The sequence below is a fragment of the Actinacidiphila sp. bgisy167 genome, assembly GCF_057707665.1.
Genome location: NZ_JBYIQP010000030.1, coordinates 21,299 through 43,913 on the forward strand (window position 1 = coordinate 21,299; position 22,615 = coordinate 43,913).

Here is a 22,615-nt window from a genome sequence, read left to right on the forward strand (position 1 = left end):
CGGCGGCCGGTGCCGGTCCACGCCCCTCCCCCGTGGGGGCACGGACCGGCGCCGGAGTCCGCCGTGTCGGCGATCAGAGGTTGCCGCGGCGCTCCTGCTCGCGCTCGATCGCCTCGAAGAGCGCCTTGAAGTTGCCCTTGCCGAAGCCCATCGAACCGTGCCGCTCGATCATTTCGAAGAAGACGGTCGGGCGATCCTGGACAGGCTTGGTGAAGATCTGCAGCAGGTAGCCGTCTTCGTCCCGGTCTGCCAGGATCTTCAGCTCGCGCAGGGTGTCGATCGGGACGCGGGTGTCGCCCACCCACTCGCCGAGGGTGTCGTAGTAGGAGTCCGGGGTGTCGAGGAACTCGACGCCGGCGGCGCGCATCGCGCGGACCGAGGCGACGATGTCGTTGGTGGCGAGGGCGATGTGCTGGACGCCCGGGCCGCCGTAGAACTCGAGGTACTCGTCGATCTGCGACTTCTTCTTGGCGATCGCGGGCTCGTTGATGGGGAACTTGACCTTCAGCGTGCCGTCCGCGACGACCTTGGACATCAGGGCCGAGTACTCGGTGGCGATGTCGTCACCGACGAACTCCTTCATGTTGGTGAAGCCCATGACGCGGTTGTAGAAGGTCACCCAGTCGTTCATCCTGCCGAGTTCGACGTTGCCGACGCAGTGGTCGATCGCCTGGAAGAACCGCTTGGCCGGGGGCTCCACGATCGGCTCGGCGGCGACGTAGCCGGGCAGGTACGGGCCCTTGTAGGCGCCGCGCTCGACCAGGGTGTGGCGGGTCTCGCCGTAGGTGGCGATGGCGGCCACGACGACGGTGCCGAACTCGTCGGAGACCTCGTGCGGCTCCTCCAGGCCGGTGGCGCCGTGCGCGAGGGCATAGTCGTAGGCGGCGCGGACGTCCGGCACCTCCAGGGCCAGGTCCACCACGCCGTCGCCGTGGGCGGCGACGTGCTCCGCCAGGAAGCGGCCGTGGTCGGTGGTGGCCTTGATGACCGAGGTGAACACGAAGCGGGCGCTCCCGGACTCCAGGACGTAGGAGGCGGTCTCGCGGCTGCCGTTCTCCGGTCCGGAGTAGGCCACGCGCTTCATGCCGAACGCGGTCGAGTAGTAGTGGGCGGCCTGCTTGGCGTTGCCCACGGCGAAGACGACAGCGTCCATCCCCTTGACCGGGAACGGGTCAGCGTCGCCGGGGGTGGGGGCCGTGTGATCCAGGGTCTCAGTCATGGCAGCAGCCTCGCCTGACACTTCAAGGTGCGCAATACTTGTCAGAACCATTGGGCAATCTGTACAGCGGTACAGCAGATGCAGTTGGCATTCTGTGCACAGTGACCACCGTCACGGGAGGGCAGGGGGCGCCATGGGGATCGACCGGCTGGACGGTCGGCTGATCAAGCTGCTCGCCGAGGAACCCCGGATCGGCGTGCTGGAGGCGTCGCGCCGCCTGGGAGTGGCGCGCGGGACGGTGCAGGCACGACTTGACCGGCTTCAGGCCAACGGGGTGATCCGCGACTTCGGGCCGCAGGTGGACCCGGCCGCGCTGGGTTATCCGGTGACGGCCTTCGCGACGCTGGAGATCAAGCAGGGACAGGGCCCGGACGTGCGGGCGCACCTGGCAGGCGTGCCGGAGGTGCTGGAGCTGCACACCACGACCGGGCAGGGGGACATGCTGTGCCGGCTGGTGGCCCGCTCGAACGCCGACCTCCAACGTGTGATCGACCGGGTTGTGGGCTTTGATGGCATCGTGCGGGCCTCCACGGCGATCGTCATGGAGAATCCGGTCCCGTTGCGGATCATCCCGCTGGTCGAGCAGGCGGCGCAGGACGCGGACGCGTAGCCGGCACGGAGACGAGGGACGGCGGGGGTGATTCCGGGTGAGCTTCTGGGAGTACCTCGCCGTCCGGCACGGACGCCGCCCCCGTCGTCAACGGCAGGACCCTCGACCGCTGGCCGGCCATCCGCGGCCTGCTCGACCCGCTGTCGGCGAAGCTCACCAACGCCGTCGGCCGTGAGCTCAACGCGAAGGTCGACGTGGAGGGCGAGGACCCGCACGAGGTGGCCAAGGCCTGGCTGGTGAAGGAGGGCTTCATCACGGCGGGCTGAGCGGCGCACCGGTGGGCGGGCCTCAGCAGCTGGGGACCTTGCCTCCGGTGTCGAGGGCTTCCAGGGCGTCGACCGCGCCGTCGAGGGTGGTGACGGGCACCAGCCGCAGTCCCTTGGGGAGTTCGGACTTGGCGTCGGCGCACTCGGCCTTCGGGACGAGGAAGACGGTCGCGCCGTCGCGCCGCGCGGCCTGCTCCTTGAGCGGGACACCGCCGACCGGCCCGACCTTGCCGTCGGCGGTGATCGTCCCCGTGCCGGCGATCCTGCGGCCGCCGGTGAGGTCGCCGCCGCGGCCGTTGCCCTCGATCTTGTCGATGATGCCCAGGCTGAACATCAGGCCCGCGCTGGGCCCGCCGACGTCCGCGAGGTGGAGGGTGACGTCGACCTCCGAGGGGGACAGCCGCAGCTGCCGCAGGGCCGCGGCGGTCGCGTCCTGCTGGGACTCCGTCATCTCCGCCCGGTTGTGGCGCTCGATCTCCTTGACCGTGCCGCCGGTCGGGTACACCGCGTCGCGCGGCATCACGGCCTGGTCGGTGGCGAACCAGGCCGTGAGGACGTCATCGAAGCGGACGACCGCGTCCGGGTTGGTCGCCGCGATGGTCGTCATCCGCAACTGCCCCGAGGTCTCGCGGGTCTCGGTGCCGGTGATCGTGATCACCGGCTTGCCCTGGTCGTCGCCGAGCACGTCGGCCGTGAGCCCCGGCATGACGATCGAGATCGGCAGCGGCGCGAACAGGGCCACCGCCAGCAGCACGGCCACGAGCGCGGCGCAGAGGGCGAGGATCCGGTTCCGGGCGGAGACGAAAGGCATGAGGTGAATGTAGTTCACGGCGGCGGCCGGCGTGCCGGAGCCCGGTGCGCCCCACCCCCGCGCGAACCCTCACCGCAGGGCGTCGGCGACCTCCACCGCCGCCTCGACGACCCGCGGGCCCACCCGTTCGGGTACCGCGTCGGACAGCATCACCACACCGACGCTGCCCTCCACGCCCGGCACCCCCACCAGCGGGGCCGCGGCGCCGCTCGCGCCGGCCTCCAGCTCGCCGTGGGTGAGGACGTAGCCGGGGCCCTCGCAGCAGCGCGGATCGGGCTCGAAGGGCTGCAGGCTGCGCCCGGCCAGGATCGCCCGGCCCGCGGCGCCGCGCTCCAGGGAGTGCCGGAAGCCGGTGCGGTAGGCGACGTGGTAGTCGGTCCAGCTCGGCTCGACGACCGCCACGGCCAGCGCCTCGCTGCCGTCGACGAGGGTGAGGTGGGCGGTGGCCCCGATGTCCTCGGCGAGGGAGCGCAGGGCGGGCAGCGCGGCCTCGCGCAGCAGCGGGTGCACCTGGTGTGCCAGCCGCAGCACACCGAGCCCGACGCGGGCGCGCCCGCCGAGGTCGCGGCGGACCAGGGAGTGCAGTTCCAGGGTGGCGAGGAGGCGGTAGACCACCGTGCGGTTGACGCCCAGCTTCATCGCCAGTTCCGTGACGGTCAGCCCGTGGTCGGTGTCGGCCAGCAGCTTCAGGACCCGCAGGCCCCGATCAAGTGTCTGAGAGGTCTCCGCGGTCACGACGCCCCCTTAATCGTGTGAGTGGCGGCTCATCTCGCACGGCGGGAGCACTGGCGGTCCCGCGGCAGAGCGCGGAGTGGCCACCGGCCTGGCGGTACCGGCTGGCGCCCCGAGGCTCCACTGCCACGGCGCGTTGCGTGACCGGAACGCTAGCGAGCGGGTACCGCTGAGCGGAAGACTTCGTCCACAATCCGGTCACGCGAGCCGGTCGGTTGGAGCCGCCACCGCAAATCCTCCGCCGAACCTCCCCAACGGCCGCAGGATCCGCGGCATCGCTGACGATACGTCAGAATCAGGGAGGCGCACCGCGCCTGAGCCCACGACCGCCGCTCAGCGCATCCGGGTCGCCCATTCCCGGACCTTCTTGATGCGCTCGTGGAGCTGCCCCGCCGTCGCCTCCGCGCTCGGCGGACCGCCGCACACCCGGCGCAGCTCGTTGTGGATGACGCCGTGCGGCTTGCCGCTCTGGTGGTTGTACGCCGCGACCAGCGTGTTCAGCTGCTTGCGCAGCTCCAGCAGCTCCTTGTGCGTGACGATCGGCCGCCGCTCGGCGGGGAGTTCCAGCAGGTCCGCCTCGCTGTCCGGCTTCTTCCGGCTGTGCGCGATCTGCCGGGCCTGCCGCTTCTGCAACAGCAACTGCACCTGGTCCGGCTCGAGAAGACCCGGAATGCCCAGATAGTCCTGCTCCTCCTCGCTGCCCGGGTGGGCCTGCATGCCGAACTCGGCGCCGTCATAGAGCACCCGGTCGAAGACGGCGTCGGACTCGAGCGCCTCGAAGGGCAGCATGTCCTGCTCGCCGGTGTCCTCGTCCTGCTGCTTCTCGGCCTCCGCCAGCTCCTTCTCGGACTCCGCGTACGGGTCCTCCTCGCCCTCCTTCCTGGGCTTGTCGAGGGCGTGGTCGCGCTCGACCTCCATCTCGTTCGCGAAGCCCAGCAGCATGGGGATGGTGGGCAGGAAGACCGAGGCCGTCTCGCCGCGCCGGCGGGACCGTACGAAACGGCCCACCGCCTGCGCGAAGAACAGCGGCGTGGAGATGGTCGTCGCATAGACCCCGACGGCCAGCCGCGGGACGTCCACGCCCTCCGACACCATGCGGACCGCGACCATCCACCGGTCGTCGCTCGCGCTGAACTCCTCGATCCGGGAGGACGCTCCCGCGTCGTCGGAGAGCACCAGCGTCGCCTTGTGCCCGGTGATCTCCCGGATGAGCTTGGCGTACGCGCGGGCGGAGTCCTGATCGGTGGCGATCACCAGCGCACCGGCGTCCGGGATGGACTTGCGGACCTCCGTCAGCCGCTGGTCCGCGGCGCGCAGCACGTTCGGGATCCACTCGCCGGTCGGCGCCAGCGCGGTCCGCCACGCCTGGCTGATCGCGTCCTTGGTCATGGGTTCGCCGAGCCGTGCGGAGAGCTCGTCGCCGGCCTTCGTACGCCAGCGCATGGTGCCGCTGTAGGAGAGGAAGATCACAGGCCGCACGACACCGTCGGCGAGCGCGTTGCCGTAACCGTAGGTGTAGTCGGCCGACGAGCGGCGGATGCCGTCGTTGCCCTCCTCGTACGTCACGAACGGGATCGGGTTGGTGTCCGACCGGAAGGGCGTCCCGGTCAGCGCCAGCCGTCTGGTCGCCGGCTCGAAGGCCTCCAGGCACGCCTCGCCCCAGGACCGGCTGTCGCCCGCGTGGTGGATCTCGTCCAGGATCACCAGCGTCTTGCGCTGCTCGCAGCGGTTGCGGTGCAGCATCGGGCGCACGCCGACGCCCGCGTAGGTCACCGCGACCCCGTGGTACTCCTTGCCGAGCGGCCCCGCGCTGTACTCCGGGTCCAGCCTGATGCCTATCCGGGCCGCGGCCTCCGCCCACTGCTTCTTCAGGTGCTCGGTGGGGGCGACGACGGTGATCTGCTGCACGAGGTGGTTGTGCAGCAGATACGAGGCGAGGGTGAGCGCGAAGGTCGTCTTGCCGGCGCCGGGGGTCGCGACGGCCAGGAAGTCACGTGGCTGCGTCGCGATGTACCGGTCCAGGGCACCCTGCTGCCAGGCGCGCAGCTTGCCGGCCGTGCCCCAGGGGGCGCGGCCGGGGAAGGCGGGCGACAGGTGGTGCGAGTGCGAGTTGCTGGCGCTGTGCGGGGCGGTGGTAGTCACGGTCTCCGGTGACGGGTCGGGTACGACAACCGTCACAGCCTACTGGCGCTCGGCCCGGGGTCGTGCAAGCGGACGGCGTGGCTGGCGGCGGCGGTCTTGCTGGGGCTCAGCCCGGGCTCGCGCAGCGCGGGCGGCTCCCCGCCGCAGGCCAGGCGGGCGAGGTCCGTGACCTCGGCGAGGGTGAGGTGGCGCATGGTCACCTCACTCCCCCAGCCTGCGCAGCAGGTCCGCGTGGGCGGAGGCGTACGCCTCCCCTGCGGCGCGGACACGCACGGCCTCGGCGGCCTGGTACGCCCGTACCGCCGCGCGCACGAACTCCGCGACCGGCACGCCGTGCGCGTCGGCGAGGTCGCTCAGGGACTCCCACTCGGCGTCGGTGAATACGACGGTCAGCTCTTTCACACCGGGACGGTAACCTCCCCGCGCTCCCGCCTCACCCCGTTTTCAGGCGCAGCCGCGCCGCCACGCCGACGCCCGCGAGGGCGAGGAAGGCCAGGGGCAGGAGGACGGCCGTGAAGGCGCCCGCCGCCCCGCCGAGGGCGGCGAAGACGGTGCCCGCGGCGGCGACGAGGACGACGCTGGCCAGGGCGTCGGAGACCTGGAGGGCGGCGGAGTTGGCGCCGGCCTCGGAGGGTGGCGAGAGCTTGAAGAGGATGACGCTCAGGGAGGAGATGACCAGGCCCGCGCCGATGCCCCCCACGGCCCACGCCGCGGCCGCGGTCCAGGCGGGGGCGGCGTCCAGCAGCGTCAGGGCGGCGCCGGCGATCGCGGCGGCCATGAGGAACATGCCGAGGACGACGAGGCGTTCGCGGTGCGGCTCCAGGCGCGGGCGGCCCTGGAGCCAGGAGCCGATGCCCCAGGTGACCCCGCCGCCGGCCAGGGAGAGCCCGGCGAGGGTCGGCGACATGTGCCGCTGTGTGACGAGCATCACCGGGACGAAGCTCTCGGCGCCGAGGAACGTGCCGGAAGCCACCCCGCGCAGCAGCACCACGGCCGGCAGTCCGCGAGCCGCGCGGAAGGTGCCCCGGGGCAGCAGTCGCAGCGCGGCCGGGACGACGAGCACGGCACCCGCCAGGGCGAAGACCAGCGACAGCGGCCGCAGGTCCTGCCCGGCGTACTGCAGCAGCCCGGCGCCGGCGGAGACGGCGAACGCCAGGCACAGCCGGCGGCGGTCCAGAGCCTTGCGGTCGTCCGGGGGCCGCCGCAGGGAGGTGCGGCGCAGCGCGGGCAGGCCCATCAGCAGCGGGAGCACGACGAGTACGGGGATGGCCAGGAAGACCCAGCGCCAGCCGAACTGCTCGGTGACCGTGCCGGCCACGAGCGGCCCGACGATGGAGGGCAGCACCCAGGACGCGGCGAAGGCGGCCATCACCGCGGGCCGCAGGCGTTCGGGGTAGGCGAGGCCGACGATGACGTACAGGGCGACGATGACGAGCCCGCCGCCGATGCCCTGCACGGCGCGGCCCAGTACGAACGGCCACATGGACTGGGCGGTGCCGGACACGGCCAGCCCGACGGCGAAGGCGCCGATGCCGGCGACGAGCGGCGCGAGCGGGCCGGTGCGGTCGCACCACTGGCCGCTGACGACCATCGCGAAGAGGGAGGTGGTGAAGTAACCGGAGAAGGCGAAGGCGTACAGCGGCAGCCCGTCCAGCTCGCGCGCGGCCACGGGCATGGCGGTGCCGACGGCCGTGGCCTCGAAGGCGATGAGCAGGACGACGGAGACCATCGCGAGGGTCAGCGCGCGGTAGCGGCCGCCCAGCACGGTGTCGGTGCCGGCGTCCGGAGCGGCGAAGGGCATGCCTGCGGGGCCGGATACCGGCTCGGTCTCTGCGGTGGTCACCACGACAGGGTAAGGGGTCAAACAGCCCTGCACCCCTGGCATCCCGATCGGTCCCCGGACGGCGGCGCGAGAAGCGGCGCGGGCGGGGAAGGCGTAGGCCATGCCGCACTACACGACGTACGACGGAACCGAGCTCGCCTACGCGGACACCGGCGAGGGGCCCGTCCTGCTCGCCCTCGCCGGCGGCCCGGGACGGGACGCGGCCTACCTGGGCGGCCTGGGCGGGCTGGACGGGGGCCGGCGGCTGGTGGTCCCGGACAGCCGGGGCACCGGAGGCAGCCCGCCGGCCGGCGATCCGCTCGCCTACTCCTTCCCGCGACTCGCCCAGGACGTCGAGGCGCTGCGCGGGCACCTGGGTCTGGAGCGTTTCGCCCTGCTCGCGCACGACGCCGCCGCGGCGACCGCGCAGGCGTACGCCGCCGCCTACCCGGAGCGGCTGACGCACCTGGTGCTGGTCGCCCCGGGCTCCCGGCTGCAGGGCGAGCTGCCCGACGACGCCCGGGAGATCTTCGAGAGCCGCGTCGGCGAACCCTGGTGGCCGGAGGCGGTCGCCGCCCTCGCCGAACTGGAGAGCGCCGACGACCTCGACCGGGTCCGCGCGCTGCTGCTGCGGATCGCGCCGATGGCGTACGGGCACTGGGGCGAGCGCCAGCGCGCCCACGCCGCCGCCGAGGGCGGCCAGTTGCACCCGGTGCCCCGGGCCGGCTTCTGGCAGGGCGTGGACGAACCGGGCCGGCGCGCCGTGCTGGCCCGTCTGCGCGAGGTGACCTGCCCGGTCCTGGTCCTGACCGGCGACCGCGACGCCGTCACCGGCATGCGCGCGGGCGAGGCCGTCGCGGCCTGCTTCCCGCACGCCCGGCTTCGCCCGCTGCACGCCGTCGGGCACTTCCCGTGGGTGGACGAACCCGAGCTGTTCCGCTCGGTGGTGGAGGAGTTCCTGTCGGGCGCGGCTGTCCCCGGCGGTTCATGAACGGGGTGGGGCAGTCCTGTTGCGGGCCGCCCGGAAGCGTTGACCCCCTCCCGGGGGCCGCGCCTGTGGTCGATGCACGTCGACGACGCACGGCCGTGTGCCCGAGTGCTTCAGGGGCTCGACTGCACATCGAGTGACGTGGGTTCGATTCCCGCCACGGCCTCCGCGCGAAGGGCCCGGTCCGCACGGACCGGGCCCCTCGGGGTGTCTGGCGGTGGGTCAGCCCTGCGGGCGGACCACCGCGTGCTGGGGGCGGATGGGGAGGCGGCTGACCGGGCGGCCGGTGGCCGCGCGGACGGCGGAGGCGACGGCGGCCGGGGAGACGACGACGGGGACCGCGCTGGCGGCCTTGGCGCCGAAGGGGGCGAGCACGTCGCGTTCCTCCACGAGCCGGACGACCCGGATCGCGGGCGCGTCGAGCGCGGTGGGCAGCGTATACCCGGTGAGGTTGGGCCGCTTGATGACGCCGCGCGGCGCGCGGAGGTCCTCCATGAGTGCCATGCCGACGCCCTGGGTGACCCCGGCCTCGATGCGGGCCCGCAGCTGGGCCGGGTTGAGGACCCGGCCGACGTCCTGGGCGACGGCCATCTCGACGACCCGGACCGCGCCGAGTTCGATGTCGACGTCGACCACGGCGCGCACGGCGCAGAAGGCGAGGCCCACGAAAGCGTCGCCCTGGCCGGTGTCGTCGAGCCTCTCGGTGGGGTGCGGACGGCACTGCGCGGTGGCCCACAGCTCCTTGCCGGCAAGCTCCTCCTCGACGGTGGTGGAGAGCACACCGTCGTACGAGGTGATCTTGCCGTCGGCGATGGAGAGCAGCTCCGGCGACATGCCGAACTTCCCGGCCAGCGGCTGCAGCAGCTGGGTGCGCACCATCTTGGCGGCGCGTTCGACGGCGCCGCCGGAAACCCATGTGTGGCGGCCGCGGGCGGCGGCGCCGGCAGGCGGCTGGTCGGTGTCGGAGGGCAGCACGCGGACGTCCTCGACGCCGAGGACCTCCTGCACGATCTGCCGGGCCAGGGTCGCGAAGCCCTGACCGGTGTCGACGGCGGCGCAGATGACGGTGGCGGCGCCGTCGTGGACGCGCACGGTGGCGGTGGAGACCTCGTCGGTGCCCTCGGCCCCGAGCATGTGGACCATGCCCAGCGCGTAGCCCACGCCGCGGCGCACCGCGCCCGGCTCCCCCGCGCCCTCCAGGCCGCCGGGGAGCAGCCACTCGGACTCGTCGTCGTCGACGGGCAGCGGGGGGAGGTCGGCGTCGCGCACGGCCTTGAGGAGCTCGCCGACGGGCGCCGGGCAGGTGACCGTCTGGCCGGTGGGCAGCAGATCGCCGGTGGCCATGACGTTGCGCATGCGGATCTCCGCCGGGTCCAGGCCGAGCCTGGCGGCGAGCTTGTCCATCTGCCCCTCGTAGGCCGCGCAGACCTGCATCGCGCCCTCGCCCCGGACGTGCCCGGCGGGCGGGTTGTTGGTGCGCACCGCCCAGCCCTCGACGAAGACGTGCGGGACGACGTAGGGGCCGGCTGCGAAGGCCACGGCCGCGGCGAGCGCGTCGGCGGAGGTGTCGGCGTACGCGCCCGCGTCCAGCAGCACCTGGGCCTCGACCTTGACCAGCCGGCCCTCGGCGTCCGCGTGATGGCGGTAGCGCAGCAGGGTCGGGTGGCGGTGGCTGTGGCTGAGGAAGGACTCCTCGCGGGTGGCGACGAACTTCACCGGGCAGCCCGTCTTCAGCGCGAGCAGCCCGAGCGGGATCTGCACCCCGGAGTCCTCGCGGTCGCCCATCGCGCCGGGCACTCCGGTGACGACGACCTTGACCCGGTCCGGCTCCAGCCCGAAGCAGGCGGCGGCCAGGTCGCGGTCGCTGTGCGGGTCGGTGGAGGCGACGTACAACTCCACGCCGCCGTCGGGGCGGGGCACGGCGAGGCCGGCCTCGGCGCCGACCGGCGCCGGGTCCTGGCGGCCCACCCGGTACAGGCCCTCGACGATGACCTCGCCGACCACGTCCGGGTCGCCGAACTGCAGCGGGATGTGGCGGATGAGGTTGCCGTCGGGGTGCAGCGGGGGCGCCGCGAACGCCCGCTCCGGGTCGATGACCGGCTCCAGGACCTCGTACTCGACGTGGATGGCGGCCGCGGCGAGCCGGGCGGTGTCGGGGTGGTCGGCGGCCACGGCGGCGATGGCCTCGCCGTGGTGCCGGACGGTGTCCTTGGCGAAGACGGGCCGGTCGGCGACGCGGCGTCCGTGCGTGGCGTCGCCCGGGACGTCCTCGTGGGTCACCACTGCCCGCACGCCGGGCAGGGCGGCGGCCTCCGTGGTGTCGACGGACAGGATGCGGGCGTGCGGGTGCGGGGAGCGGAGCACGGCCGCCCACAGCAGGCCCTCGGCCCACAGGTCGGCGGCGTACGGGTAGGTGCCCTGGGCCTTGGCCAGACTGTCGGTGGCCGGCAGGGAGGCGCCGATGCCGTGCGGCGCGGACTGCTGCGCGGCGGCGTCGGCCGCCGCCGTCGCTGGGGTGCCCACGGCCGGGGTGGCCGTCGCGGCGTCGGGGCCCGTCATCGCGCGTACCTTTCACTGCCGCGAGCAGGGAGGTGGTGCCGGGTCAGGTGGTTCGGGGTGTTCACGCCGGGCCTCCGGAGGAGGGACGCGGGTGCGGGACGCGGACGCTGTCGGCCGGGTCGGCGGCGGGGTCGTCCGCGGCGGTCTCCTCGCGCTCGGCCACGACCCGCCGCACGGCCTCCAGGACGCCCTGGTAGCCGGAGCAGCGGCAGAGGTTGCCGCTGATGGCCTGCCGGGTCTCCAGCTCGGTCGGGTGGTGGTTGCCCTCGAGCAGGTCGTGCACGGTCATCGCCATGCCGGGGATGCAGAAGCCGCACTGCACGGCCCCGCACTCGGCGAGCGCGCGCTGCACGTCCGAGGGGCCGCCGTCGGCCGACAGCCCCTCGACGGTGCGGATGTCGCTACCGGCGGCGGTCGCCGCCGGCACCAGGCAGGAGGCGACGAGACGGCCGTCGACCTTGACAGAGCACGCGCCGCACTCGCCCTGCTCGCAGCCGTCCTTGGCGCCGGCGAGGCCGAGGCGCTCGCGCAGCACGTAGAGCAGGGACTCGCCGAGCCACGCGTCGGTGACGGGCCGGTCGGTGCCGTTGACGCTCAGGACGTAGGAGTCCACCGGGTGCTCGCTGTGCGCGTCCGGGCCGAGCTCCGCACCGGGTTCCCCGGCCGTCTCCTCCGGTGCCGCTTCCTCCGCGACCTGCGGCTGCGGCGCGGCGAGGTCAGCGGCGGGGCCCGCGGCGTAGTCCGCGGCTTGCGCGGCGTCCACAACCGGGTCCGGCAGCGGGTCCTGCTGCGGGTCCTGGCCGGATGGTGCCGCGGCGGACTCCGCGACGGGCTCCTGCGGGTGTGCGGGGCCCTCGCCGGCGGCCGGCTCGGTCCAGGGCTCCGAGGCGTCGCCGAGCGCCATGGAGTCGGGGGCGGCCGCGGGTTCGGGGGCGGCCACCGGTTCGGGGGCGGCCGCGGGTTCGGGGGCGGCCGCGGGTTCGGCGGCGGCCGCGGGCGCGAAGTGGTGCTCGCCGGCCTCCTCGGCGACGCCGTCCGGGGTCTGCGGCAGCGTCCACCGGCCAGTGGCGTCCGCGGGCAGCGACCAGCCGCCGTCGGCGGGCCCCGCGTGCGGCATCGGCGGCGCCTGCGGGGCGGCGGGGGCCGTCCAGGGCTGCGCCGGCCCGGGGCCGCCGGGAGCGGGCGCGAAGGCGCCCATCGCGTACTCGCCGGAATCGTCGGCGGCGGCGTCCTCGCGTACGACGGGGATCGCCCACGTGGTGGCCGCGTCCTCGCCGGCGGCCGGAACGGCGGGCTCGGCGTGGGCACCCCCCGTCGGCACCCCTGGCGGTGCGGGGGCATAGCCGTGGCCGGGGGCGGCGAGCGGGTCGGCGCCCGGCTCGGGCATCGACAACTGCGCCGCGAAGGAGACGTGCATGGTCTGGTCGGGGTCGTAATCGCCGTAGGGCGAGGGCTCCCACACCCCGTGCCCCGGGGTGAATCCTCCACCGTGCTGCTGGTGGGACCCCTCCTGCGGCTGGTCGGTCATGCGCCCGTCCGGTGTCCTGTCGTCGTACACGTCGTCACTCATGCCAGTGCCCTCCCCAGCGCCCGGCGGGCCAGTGCGGCCACCGTACGCCGCAGCTGGACGGCCGCCGGGGGCAGTTCCGAGGCGGCGGCCGGAGGTCCCCCCACGCCGTCCGCGGCCGGCAGCGGGTCGGGGATGCAGGCGGCGGCGACGTACTCGCCGAAGGCCGTGAGGGCCTCCGGCGCCAGCGTGCGCTCGCCGTCCCAGTCGATCAGCCCGGCGACCCAGCGTTCGGCCTCGAGCGGCCGCAGCGGCACCGGTGCGACGGCTCCCACCGCGCAGCGTACGCCGCGGCGGGCGGGATCCAGGACGACGGCGACGGAGGCGATCGCGCGGCCGGGTCCGGTGCGGCCGGTGGCCTTGAGGAAGGTCTGCGGCGCGTGCAGCAGCGGGATCCGGACGTACGCCAGGATCTCGCCCGGCCGCAGCGGGTCCATGCCGGTGAGCAGGTGGCTGACCGGCAGTTCGCGGTTGCCGTCCGGTCCGGCGACCAGGACGGACGCCTCCAGGGCGGCCAGCACGGGCAGCGAGTCGCCGGTGGGGGCGGCGGTGGCGATGTTGCCGCCGAGGGTGCCCGCGTTGCGGATCTGCGGGGGCCCGGCGGCTCGCGCGGCGGCGGCCAGGGCGGGGATGAGCGCGGCGAAGTCCGGGCGGCCCAGACGGGCGTGGGTGAGGCCGGCGCCGAGCAGGGCCGCGCCGTCGGCGTACTGCCAGCCGCGGATCTCGCTGATCCGCCCGAGACCGACCAGCCCCGCGGGACGCAGCAGCCCGGCGTTGACGGCCGCCATGAGGTCGGTGCCTCCGGCGACGGGCACGGCGGTGGGCGAGGCGGCCAAGGCCGCCACGGCCTCGTCGAGCGAGGTCGGCAACGCCACATTGCGCGCTGCCTGCCGTGCGTACGTGCTCACGCAGCTGCCCCTTCCCCGGCTGTCCGCGGTGCGGTAGCCGTACGGTACGTGCTGACAGCCCGGACGTGGCAACTCTGGCACATCTTCCGGGGCGATCAACGCGAGGGTCGCAAAGGGAGACCCGGCTTCCGGATGGGACCTCGTCCGGTTCGCGGCTTTCTCCAGGTTGCGATGGAAATGGACTCCTTTACACGTCTTGCCGGATTGGCCACACCACCCTGCCATCTCCCGCGGCGACCGGCCCGCGCTTGCCGCCGGGCTCACACGATCGGGGGCGGCCCCTCGATCGGGCGTCCGAGGCCGCCCGGACACCGCCGCGAGGGCGGGGCGGACGCCCCTGTGGCCCGCGCCTGCCTCCCGGTGCGTCACATCGCCGTCGAAGGCGGCCATGCGGGCGGCGGCGCCCCGTGACCGCGGGCCACGGGGGCGCGTGCGGCAACCCCTTGACGAGCCGTCACCTCTGTCTCCGACGCGGCGCGTCGCCCGTAGGGCCAGGTGGCGGATGACGTCGTCCCGGCATGGAGTGACGTGCCGCGGCGGGAGGACCGGCACCGGCTTCCGGCCGGGCGCGAAGATCCCTCAGCCGGCCGCGCGGCGGGCCCGGTGCAGTGCGAGACCGGGGATCAGCATGCCGGCGACGCACCACAGGATGTGGGCCGCGGCCACGGCGGCCCACACCGCCCTGGACGTCGTCTGCGCCGCGGAGAGGACCGCGACAGTGCCGACGAGGGCCGCGACAACGGTCAGTTGGAGGACGGCGTGCCGGCTGGGCGCGGCGTCGCGCCGCAGGAAGGTGTCTCCGTACCACCAGCGCACCGCACGGGCGGCGGCGCACAGCACCAGGGCGGCGCCCGCGGCGGCGCACAGGACGGCCGGAAGCGGCCAGGGCCTGCCGTCGGCGGCGGCGGCCGCCGCCAGGCCGGTGGTGACGACCGGCAGCATGGCCGGCCAGGCCGCCGTGGTCAGGGCCACGGCCCGGGCGCGGGCCGGGTCCCCGTCCAACTCGGCGCGGGTGACCGCGCGTACGCTCTGCAGCCGCTCCCGGCCGGTGCTGCCGGAGCGGCGGGCCTGCAGCAGCCACAGCCAGCCGGCCAGCGCCACGAGGGCGGCCGTCCCGCCGGCCAGCACCAGGGGGTCGGCGAACAGCACCAGCGCGACCGCCGGAAGCACGGGCAGGATCCGCAGCCACCTGCGCCGCGCCGCCACGTCGGCGGCCGGGGCGCCGAGTCGCAGGGCCCGGGCGGCGACGGTGCGGCGCTCGGCGCGGTCGGCCGGACGCAGCGAGAGGTCCAGGGCCCGGGCGAGGGCGACGTGCGCCTCGGCCTCGCGGGGGGCGATCAGCACCGCACGGCGGGCGGCGGCGACCGCCTCGGGGCGGCGGGAGAGCGTCCGGCAGGAGTCGGCGATCAGCACCTGGGCGCGCCACTCCCGGGGGTCGTCGGCGGCCACCCGCAGGCCGAGTCCGAGGGCGGCGTGCGCGTCGCCCAGCATCAGCAGGACGAGCCCGGCCAGCAGCGGCGGGTCGGGGTCGCCGGCCTCCGCGTACGCCAGCGCCCAGTCGACGGCCTCCCGGGCGCGGTCGGCGCGCCGCTCGTAGGCGAAGACCCGGGCGCGTACGAGGTGGCCGAAGCTGCCGTTGCGGGCGACGAAGGCGTCGTCGACGAGCGAGTGCGCCACCTGGAAGCGCCCCCGCTCGCAGAGCCCGAAGACCCGCTCCGCCGTGACGGCGTCGTCCTGCGCCATGTCCCCCCGAACACGCGCGGTACGGCCGCCGCACCGCGGCCGTACCCGCCGGGTGTGCCGACGGCCTCTACTTGCCGCCCTTGTCCTTGTCCCCGCCGCCGCTGGGCATGGATTCGAAGATCTCCTTGCACATCGGGCACACCGGGTACTTCTTGGGGTCGCGGCCGGGCACCCACACCTTGCCGCACAGCGCGACCACCGGCGATCCGGAGAGCGCGCTCTCCATGATCTTGTCCTTCTGTACATAGTGCGCGAAGCGCTCGTGGTCGCCATCGCCTTGCGACACCTGCGGGGTCGGCTCGACGAGGGTGCCGGTGCCCGCCCCGCGCTCGGGCTCGAGAGTGCTCATGGGACGCAAGCCTAGTTCAGAGACGGATCGTCCGGATACGTCGCGACCATCGCGAGTTCGCTGCGCTGCCTGCGCAGTACGGAGCGCCACAGCTGTTCGGGGTCCGGCGAGAAGACGTCCCCCGGTTCGGACTCCACGACGTACCAGGCGCCCTCGACGAGCTCGTCCTCCAGTTGGCCGGGCCCCCATCCGGCGTAGCCGGCGAAGATGCGCAGGGAGCCCAGCTCGGCCGCCAGGAGCTCCGGCGGCGCCTCGAGGTCCACCAGGCCGATCGCGCCGTACACCCGCCGCCAGCCGAGCGGCTCCGCGTCCTCGCCGCCCCGCGGCTCCCCGGGCACCACGGCCAGGCCCAGCGCGGAGTCCAGCGAGACGGGCCCGCCCTGGAAGACGACCTGCGGCGCGCCGGCCAGGCCGGCCCAGGACTCCAGTACGTCGCCGACCCCGACCGGCGTGGGCCGGTTGAGCACGACGCCGAGCGAGCCTTCCTCGTCGTGGTCGAGCAGCAGCACCACGGCCCGGTCGAAGTTCGGGTCCGCGAGCGCGGGCGTGGCGACGAGCAGTCTTCCGGTGAGCGATGACACTTCGGTCATGGGCAACATAATCCCGCATTCCGCCGTCGCACGGGGTGCGGGCGGCCTCCTTCCCCGCGAACCGCGCGGAAAGGCGCCCCGCGGGCCGCGGACACCCTCCGGAACAGGGCGGACGCGGAGGGTGCTGTAGCGAAGCCATTACACGAGTGGGACGTCTCGGCCCTCTTCCGCGTGCCGGAAGGCCGTTTACCATTTCACCTTGGTGCCTGCGGGGACCGAGCTTCCTTTCCGCCCGTCTCCTGGAACGCGAGAGCAATGGCCGGCCTTAACGACGTACTGCTTGTCCACGGTGGCACTCCCCTCGAGGGGGAGATCCACGTCCGCGGGGCGAAGAACCTCGTGCCGAAGGCGATGGTGGCGGCCCTGCTGGGCAGCGAGCCCAGCCGGCTGCGCAATGTGCCCGACATCCGCGACGTGCGCGTGGTGCGGGGCCTGCTGCAGCTGCACGGGGTGACGGTGCAGGCCGGCGACGAGCCCGGGGAACTGGTGCTCGACCCGTCCAAGGTGGAGAGCGCGAACGTCGCCGACATCGACGCGCACGCGGGCTCCTCCCGCATCCCGATCCTGTTCTGCGGCCCGCTGCTGCACCGCCTCGGCCACGCCTTCATCCCGGGCCTGGGCGGCTGCGACATCGGCGGCCGGCCGATCGACTTCCACTTCGACGTGCTGCGCAAGTTCGGCGCCGTGATCGAGAAGCGTCCCGAGGGCCAGTACCTGGAGGCCCCGCAGCGGCTGCGCGGCTGCAAGATCGAACTGCCGTACCCGTCGGTCGGCGCGACCGAGCAGGTGCTGCTGACGGCGGTGCTGGCCGAGGGCGTCACCGAGCTCAGCAACGCCGCGATCGAGCCGGAGATCGAGGATCTGATCTGCGTCCTGCAGAAGATGGGCGCCATCATCACGATGGGCACCAACCGCACCATCCACATCACCGGCGTGGACAAGCTCGGCGGCTACAACCACCGCGCGCTCCCGGACCGCCTGGAGGCCGCCTCCTGGGCCTGCGCCGCCCTGGCCACCGAGGGCAACATCTACGTCCGCGGCGCCAGCCAGCGCGAGATGATGACCTTCCTCAACGTCTTCCGCAAGGTCGGCGGCGCGTTCGAGGTCGACGACGACGGCATCCGCTTCTGGCACCCCGGCGGCCCGCTGAACGCCATCGCCCTGGAGACCGACGTGCACCCCGGCTTCCAGACCGACTGGCAGCAGCCCCTGGTCGTGGCTCTCACGCAGGCCTCGGGCCTGTCCATCGTCCACGAGACGGTCTACGAGTCCCGGCTGGGCTTCACCTCGGCCCTCAACCAGATGGGCGCCCACATCCAGCTCTACCGCGAGTGCCTGGGCGGCACCCCCTGCCGCTTCGGCCGGCGCAACTTCCTGCACTCCGCCGTCGTCAGCGGCCCCACCAAGCTGCAGGGCGCGGACCTGGTCATCCCCGACCTGCGCGGCGGCTTCTCGTACCTGATCGCGGCCCTGGCCGCGCAGGGCACCTCACGGGTGCACGGCATCGACCTGATCAACCGCGGCTACGAGAACTTCATGGAGAAGCTCGAGAAGCTCGGCGCCAAGGTCGAGCTGCCCGACACGGACTGACCCGGCCGCACCGCCGCCGGACACAGGAAAGGGCGGCCTCCCCGCGGGGGAGGCCGCCCTTTCTCATGTCGCGGTAGTCGCGGAATTACTTGCCCTTGGCGGCTTCCTTGAGCTTCGAGCCCGCGGAGACCTTCACGCTGTAGCCGGCCGGGATCTGGATCGGGTCACCGGTCTGCGGGTTGCGCGCGGTGCGCGCGGCGCGGTGGGTGCGCTCGAAGGTGAGGAAGCCGGGGATGGTGACCTTCTCGTCGCCCTTGGCGACGATCTCGCCGACAACCTCGGCGAACGCGGCCAGAACGGCGTCGGCGTCCTTGCGGGTCACCTCGGCGCGCTCGGACAGCGCGGCCACCAGCTCACTGCGGTTCATCTAAGTACTCCTTGCATGGAAACCCCCAACGTCGACCGTCGGGGAAGACGCATATGAAGACGCTCGTCGCGCTTCTGCGGTGCGGCCCTCACCGCCCAGGTACGCATCCTGCCCCTATTTCTGGGGGAAACGCCAATCCGGCACCCGGGAGAGTCACACAAAAAGCGGGTCGTGTACGGCCCGATGACGCTCTGTCGTCATGGAGCCGCGACGAGGCCCTGAGGCTTGGCCGCCTCGCGGACGGCGCCGGCGACGGCGCCCGCGACCTTGTCGTTGAAAACGCTCGGGATGATGTAGTTCGGGTTGAGCTCGTCCTCGGTGACGACGTCCGCGAGGGCGGCCGCCGCGGCGAGCATCATGTCAGTGTCGACCGTGCGGCTCTGGGCGTCCAGGAGGCCGCGGAAGACGCCGGGGAAGACCAGCACGTTGTTGATCTGGTTGGGGAAGTCGCTGCGGCCCGTGGCGACCACCGCGGCGGTCTCCCGGGCGATCGCGGGGTCGACCTCGGGGTCCGGGTTGGCCAGGGCGAAGACGATGGCGCCGTCGGCCATGGCGGCGACGTCCTCGCCCTCCAGGACATCGGGGGCGGAGACGCCGATGAAGACGTCAGCTCCGCGCACCGCCTCCCGCAGGGTCCCGGTGATGTCCTCCGGGTTGGTGTTGTCGGCGATCCAGCGCAGCACCGACCCGGAGCCGGCCTCGACCACGTCCTCCCGGCCGCTGTGCACGACGCCGTGGATGTCGGCGACGACGGCGTGCTTGACGCCCGCCGCGAGCAGCAGCTTGAGGATGGCCGTGCCGGCGGCGCCCGCGCCCGACATGACGACCCTCACGTCGCCGATCTGCTTGCCGACCACGCGCAGCGCGTTGGTCAGCGCCGCGAGCACCACGATGGCGGTGCCGTGCTGGTCGTCGTGGAAGACGGGGATGTCGAGGGCCTCACGCAGCCGGGCCTCGATCTCGAAGCAGCGGGGCGCCGAGATGTCCTCCAGGTTGATGCCCGCGAAGCCGGGGGCGATCGCCTTGACGATCTCCACGATCGCGTCGGTGTCCTGGGTGTCCAGGCAGATCGGCCAGGCGTCGATGCCCGCGAAGCGCTTGAAGAGCGCCGCCTTGCCCTCCATGACCGGCAGCGCGGCCTTCGGCCCGATGTTGCCGAGGCCCAGCACGGCCGATCCGTCGGTGACCACCGCGACGCTGTTGCGCTTGATGGTCAGCCGGCGGGCGTCCTCGGGGTTCTTGGCGATCGCCATGCAGACCCGGGCCACGCCGGGGGTGTAGACCATGGACAGGTCGTCACGGTTGCGGATGGGGTGCTTCGACGCCATCTCGATCTTGCCGCCGAGGTGCATCAGGAACGTGCGGTCGGACACCTTGCCGATCGCGACGCCCTCGATCTGCGCGAGCTTCGCGACGATCTCGTCCGCGTGCGCGGTCGAGGTGGCCGCGATGGTCACGTCGATGCGCAGCTTCTCGTGGCCTGAAGCGGTCACGTCCAGGCCGTGGACCGCGCCACCGGAGGCCTCCACGGCCGTGGTGAGCTGGCTGACCGCGGATCCGCTCGCGGGCACCTCCAGCCGCACCGTGATTGAGTACGAGACGCTTGGCGCCGTTGCCATGGCCGCTGTTCCTCCGCTGTCGCTGCTTGATGCGCCCTCGATGCTCCCACCTACCGATGGGTACGCGTAAACCCGGGGGCCCACGCACGACTCTCGAGCGGCTCGGGGGGTCAACGGAAGCTTGCGTGCTTAATGTTCCCGGGGCGGCCACCGGAACGGCGCACGAACGGAATGACAATCACGGATCGTTTGTTAGCCTGGGTGAGGCACCGGCTCGATCCAAGCCCCCGGGCCCAACCATAGGCGCTTCGAGCGCCCACTTGCCGCGAGGCGAGCATGGCGGGTCGGTGTCACATGCGTCCGGCGGGGCGCCCCTTTCCGAGGGGCGCCCCGCCGTCGTCATGGCGTCAGTCCCGCAGCAGGTCGGGGACTCCGGCGTCGTCCGGCAGGTCGCGCTCCCCGGAGAGCACCGTCAGCCGCTGGGTGGCCCGGGTCAGCGCCACGTACAGCACCCGCAGTCCCGCCGGGGACTCGTCCGCGATCTCCGCGGGCGAGACGACGAGCGTGGCGTCGTACTCCAGGCCCTTGGCCTCCAGGCTGCCCAGCGCCACGACGCGCTCGCCCAGCCCCGCCAGCCAGCCCCGGGCCTCCTCACGGCGGCCCATGGCCACGACCACACCCACCGTGCCCTCGACCTCGCGCAGCAGCCGCTCCGCCTCCGCGCGCACCGCCTCGCCGGGACTGCGGCCCTCGGCCACCACGAACCGGGGCACCAGCCCCGTGGAGCGCACCGCGCGCGGCGCCTCGCTGCCCGGCATGGCGAGCGCCAGCACCTTCGCCGCCAGATCCGCGATCTCGGCCGGGTTGCGGTAGTTGACGGTGAGCGTGAAACGGCGGCGCGGACGCGTGCCCAGCGCCTCGTCGCGGGCCAGCGCCGCCTCGTCGGGGTCGGTCCACGAACTCTGCGCGGGGTCGCCGACCACCGTCCAGGTCGCGGCACGGCCGCGGCGGCCCACCATGCGCCACTGCATCGGGGTGAGGTCCTGCGCCTCGTCGACGATCACGTGCGCGTACTCGGTGCGCTCCGCGTCGAGCCGGTCCTGCCGGCTGCGCCGCCCGCCCGCCATCCGGTCGGCGTAGGTGGTGACCTCCTCCAGGCCGGTCAGCTGATCCAGCGGGTCCGCCTCGCGGGCGCGCACCTTGGGCGGCGGGCCCAGCAGCGCCTCCAGCTCGTCGAGCATCGCCACGTCGTGCACGGACAGCGCCCCGTTGCCCGCGGCGTCCAGCCGGCGCAGCGAGCGCGCCACACGGCGCACCTCGGGCGGCGTCAGGACCCGCCGCGACCAGCGCCCCAGCCGCTTCTCGTCGGAGAGCGCCGCCAGCACCCCGCGCGGGGTCAGCACCGGCCACCACGCGGCCAGGAAGTCCGTGAACTCCTGCTCGGTGGAGACGTCCTCGTCGAAGCCCTGCCGCTCCTCGGCGGCCAACTCCGGATCGTCGAAGCGGCGCCCGGTCTTGCGCCACAGCGCGTCGAGCAGCAGACGGCGGGCCCGGGGCCGCAGCAGGTTCACCGGAGTCGTGCCGCCCAGCACGGCGTGCCGGATGCCCGACAGCTCCTCGGCGTCCAGCTCCAGCCGCCGGCCGAACGCCACGACCCGCAGCCGGTCCGGGCACCGCCCCGACGCTCCCCCGCACTCCAGCACCCCGCGGGCGGCCTTGCGCAGCACCTTCAGCATCCGCAGCGAGCCCTTGATCCGGGCAACCGCCGGATCGTCGTACGTGGTGGCCTCGGCGCCGTCCACGAGCGATCCCACGGCACGGATCGCGACCTGGCCCTCCTCGCCCAGCGAGGGCAGCACGCCCTCGGTGTACGCCACCAGCAGCGGCGTCGGGGAGACGACCAGGATGCCGCCCGCGTACCGGCGCCGGTCCTGGTACAGCAGGTACGCCGCCCGGTGCAGGGCCACGGCGGTCTTGCCCGTGCCGGGACCGCCCGTGACCTCGGTGACCGACGCCGCGGGGGCCCGGATCACCACGTCCTGCTCGGCCTGGATGCTGGAGACGATGTCCCGCATCGTGTGGCTGCGCGCCTGGCCCAGCGCGGCCATCAGCGCGCCGTCCCCGACCACCGGCAGACCCGTCGTCAGCTCGGGCCGCAGCAGGTCGTCCTCGACGCCCAGCACCTTGCGCCCCTTGGAGCGGATGACGCGCCGCCGCACGACGCGGCCGGGCGCGACGGGGGTCGCCCGGTAGAAGGGCGCCGCCGCGGGGGCCCGCCAGTCGATCACCAGCGGCGCGTAGTCCGCGTCCAGCACGCCGAGCCGGCCGATGTGCAGGGTCTCGGCGACGTCCGCCGTGCCGTCGGGCCGGATCGCGTCTTCGGCGGGCTCCACGGAGGTGTAGGCCCCGTCCGGGCCCTTCTTTCCGTCCTTGCCCTGGAGCAGGTCGATCCGGCCGAAGAGGAAGTCCTCGAACTCCGCGTTCAGCCGGTTCAGGTGCAGCCCCGCTCGGAACACCTGGGCGTCGCGCTCGGCGAGCGCACCCGGCGTGCCGACCTGGCCTCGCTTGACGGCGTCGTCCACGAGGAACTCCGCCTCGTGGATCTTCTCCTCGAGCCGGTCGTACACCCGGTCCAGATGCGTCTGCTCGACCGCGATCTCCGTGTCCCGGACCGCTGCCACGCAGGACCCCCTTCTTGTGCTTCCGTACGTCACGCGCCGTGCGCGCCGCCCCGGCGAGCGGGGCAGCCTGACACCGTACGCCAACCAGGCGTTTCGCGCCCACTCGGCGCGT

19 protein-coding genes, 1 tRNA gene and 1 pseudogene are annotated in these 22,615 nt (G+C 73.6%); 5 read left to right on the forward strand and 16 right to left on the reverse strand.

Annotated elements, in window-relative coordinates:
• Positions 1 to 73: 73 nt before the first annotated feature.
• Positions 74 to 1,219, reverse strand: coding sequence for a 4-hydroxyphenylpyruvate dioxygenase (gene hppD / locus AC3ET4_RS14535; protein ID WP_431949179.1), 1,146 nt, complete (start codon positions 1,217 to 1,219; stop codon positions 74 to 76).
• Positions 1,220 to 1,352: 133 nt separating this feature from the next.
• On the opposite strand from hppD, the gene AC3ET4_RS14540 reads away from it, so the two are divergent.
• Positions 1,353 to 1,829 (forward strand): Lrp/AsnC family transcriptional regulator, encoded by a 477-nt coding sequence (locus tag AC3ET4_RS14540; protein ID WP_431949181.1) that lies wholly within the window; start codon positions 1,353 to 1,355, stop codon positions 1,827 to 1,829.
• A gap of 71 nt (positions 1,830 to 1,900) precedes the next feature.
• A pseudogene (locus AC3ET4_RS14545) lies at positions 1,901 to 2,095 on the forward strand (glycine betaine ABC transporter substrate-binding protein); the annotation flags it as partial.
• A gap of 22 nt (positions 2,096 to 2,117) precedes the next feature.
• Here AC3ET4_RS14545 and AC3ET4_RS14550 read toward each other — a convergent pair.
• From AC3ET4_RS14550 to AC3ET4_RS14575, 6 genes are all read right to left on the reverse strand, one after another.
• On the reverse strand, positions 2,118 to 2,906 hold the full coding sequence (locus tag AC3ET4_RS14550; protein WP_431949183.1) for a S16 family serine protease: 789 nt from the start codon (positions 2,904 to 2,906) through the stop codon (positions 2,118 to 2,120).
• A 69-nt stretch (positions 2,907 to 2,975) separates the two neighbouring features.
• Positions 2,976 to 3,641, reverse strand: coding sequence for an IclR family transcriptional regulator (locus AC3ET4_RS14555; RefSeq protein ID WP_431949185.1), 666 nt, complete (start codon positions 3,639 to 3,641; stop codon positions 2,976 to 2,978).
• A gap of 330 nt (positions 3,642 to 3,971) precedes the next feature.
• Complete coding sequence (locus tag AC3ET4_RS14560) at positions 3,972 to 5,780, reverse strand: DEAD/DEAH box helicase (protein ID WP_431949186.1); 1,809 nt, start codon at positions 5,778 to 5,780, stop codon at positions 3,972 to 3,974.
• Between the two features lie 32 nt (positions 5,781 to 5,812).
• A complete protein-coding gene (locus AC3ET4_RS14565) occupies positions 5,813 to 5,974 on the reverse strand; it encodes a hypothetical protein (protein WP_431949188.1) in 162 nt (53 codons plus the stop codon).
• Positions 5,975 to 5,981: 7 nt separating this feature from the next.
• Entirely contained in the window at positions 5,982 to 6,182 is a 201-nt protein-coding gene (locus AC3ET4_RS14570) for a hypothetical protein (protein WP_431949190.1), read from the reverse strand.
• 31 nt (positions 6,183 to 6,213) lie between these two features.
• Entirely contained in the window at positions 6,214 to 7,665 is a 1,452-nt protein-coding gene (locus AC3ET4_RS14575) for an MFS transporter (RefSeq protein ID WP_431949192.1), read from the reverse strand.
• A gap of 58 nt (positions 7,666 to 7,723) precedes the next feature.
• On the opposite strand from AC3ET4_RS14575, the gene AC3ET4_RS14580 reads away from it, so the two are divergent.
• Together AC3ET4_RS14580 and AC3ET4_RS14585 are read left to right on the forward strand one after the other, a co-directional pair.
• The gene (locus tag AC3ET4_RS14580) at positions 7,724 to 8,593 is read left to right on the forward strand and encodes an alpha/beta fold hydrolase (protein WP_431949194.1); all 870 of its coding nucleotides are present in this window, start codon (positions 7,724 to 7,726) and stop codon (positions 8,591 to 8,593) included.
• Between the two features lie 91 nt (positions 8,594 to 8,684).
• A tRNA-Cys gene (locus AC3ET4_RS14585) sits at positions 8,685 to 8,756 on the forward strand.
• Positions 8,757 to 8,812: 56 nt separating this feature from the next.
• On the opposite strand, the gene AC3ET4_RS14590 is transcribed toward AC3ET4_RS14585, so the two are convergent.
• From AC3ET4_RS14590 to AC3ET4_RS14615, 6 genes are all read right to left on the reverse strand, one after another.
• On the reverse strand, positions 8,813 to 11,149 hold the full coding sequence (locus AC3ET4_RS14590; RefSeq protein ID WP_431949196.1) for a xanthine dehydrogenase family protein molybdopterin-binding subunit: 2,337 nt from the start codon (positions 11,147 to 11,149) through the stop codon (positions 8,813 to 8,815).
• 61 nt (positions 11,150 to 11,210) lie between these two features.
• Positions 11,211 to 12,719 (reverse strand): (2Fe-2S)-binding protein, encoded by a 1,509-nt coding sequence (locus tag AC3ET4_RS14595; RefSeq protein ID WP_431949198.1) that lies wholly within the window; start codon positions 12,717 to 12,719, stop codon positions 11,211 to 11,213.
• The gene (locus AC3ET4_RS14600; protein WP_431949200.1) at positions 12,716 to 13,624 is read right to left on the reverse strand and encodes an FAD binding domain-containing protein; all 909 of its coding nucleotides are present in this window, start codon (positions 13,622 to 13,624) and stop codon (positions 12,716 to 12,718) included. Before AC3ET4_RS14600 ends, AC3ET4_RS14595 begins: the two co-directional genes overlap by 4 nt.
• A gap of 579 nt (positions 13,625 to 14,203) precedes the next feature.
• Positions 14,204 to 15,367: a hypothetical protein gene (locus AC3ET4_RS14605; RefSeq protein WP_431949202.1), complete on the reverse strand. Its 1,164-nt coding sequence runs from the start codon at positions 15,365 to 15,367 to the stop codon at positions 14,204 to 14,206.
• 67 nt (positions 15,368 to 15,434) lie between these two features.
• The gene (locus tag AC3ET4_RS14610) at positions 15,435 to 15,716 is read right to left on the reverse strand and encodes a DUF3039 domain-containing protein (RefSeq protein WP_431949204.1); all 282 of its coding nucleotides are present in this window, start codon (positions 15,714 to 15,716) and stop codon (positions 15,435 to 15,437) included.
• 11 nt (positions 15,717 to 15,727) lie between these two features.
• Positions 15,728 to 16,306, reverse strand: coding sequence for a YqgE/AlgH family protein (locus AC3ET4_RS14615; protein WP_319138080.1), 579 nt, complete (start codon positions 16,304 to 16,306; stop codon positions 15,728 to 15,730).
• 255 nt (positions 16,307 to 16,561) lie between these two features.
• On the opposite strand from AC3ET4_RS14615, the gene murA reads away from it, so the two are divergent.
• Positions 16,562 to 17,896, forward strand: coding sequence for a UDP-N-acetylglucosamine 1-carboxyvinyltransferase (gene murA / locus AC3ET4_RS14620; RefSeq protein WP_431949206.1), 1,335 nt, complete (start codon positions 16,562 to 16,564; stop codon positions 17,894 to 17,896).
• A gap of 85 nt (positions 17,897 to 17,981) precedes the next feature.
• Here murA and AC3ET4_RS14625 read toward each other — a convergent pair whose 3' ends face one another.
• The 3 genes from AC3ET4_RS14625 to AC3ET4_RS14635 form a co-directional block, all read right to left on the reverse strand.
• Positions 17,982 to 18,263: an HU family DNA-binding protein gene (locus AC3ET4_RS14625; RefSeq protein ID WP_319138084.1), complete on the reverse strand. Its 282-nt coding sequence runs from the start codon at positions 18,261 to 18,263 to the stop codon at positions 17,982 to 17,984.
• A 197-nt stretch (positions 18,264 to 18,460) separates the two neighbouring features.
• Positions 18,461 to 19,882 carry an NAD-dependent malic enzyme gene (locus AC3ET4_RS14630; protein ID WP_431949209.1) on the reverse strand — a complete coding sequence of 474 codons (1,422 nt, stop codon included), beginning with the start codon at positions 19,880 to 19,882 and terminating at the stop codon, positions 18,461 to 18,463.
• A 347-nt stretch (positions 19,883 to 20,229) separates the two neighbouring features.
• Positions 20,230 to 22,503: a HelD family protein gene (locus tag AC3ET4_RS14635; protein WP_431949211.1), complete on the reverse strand. Its 2,274-nt coding sequence runs from the start codon at positions 22,501 to 22,503 to the stop codon at positions 20,230 to 20,232.
• Between the last annotated feature and the right edge of the window lie 112 nt (positions 22,504 to 22,615).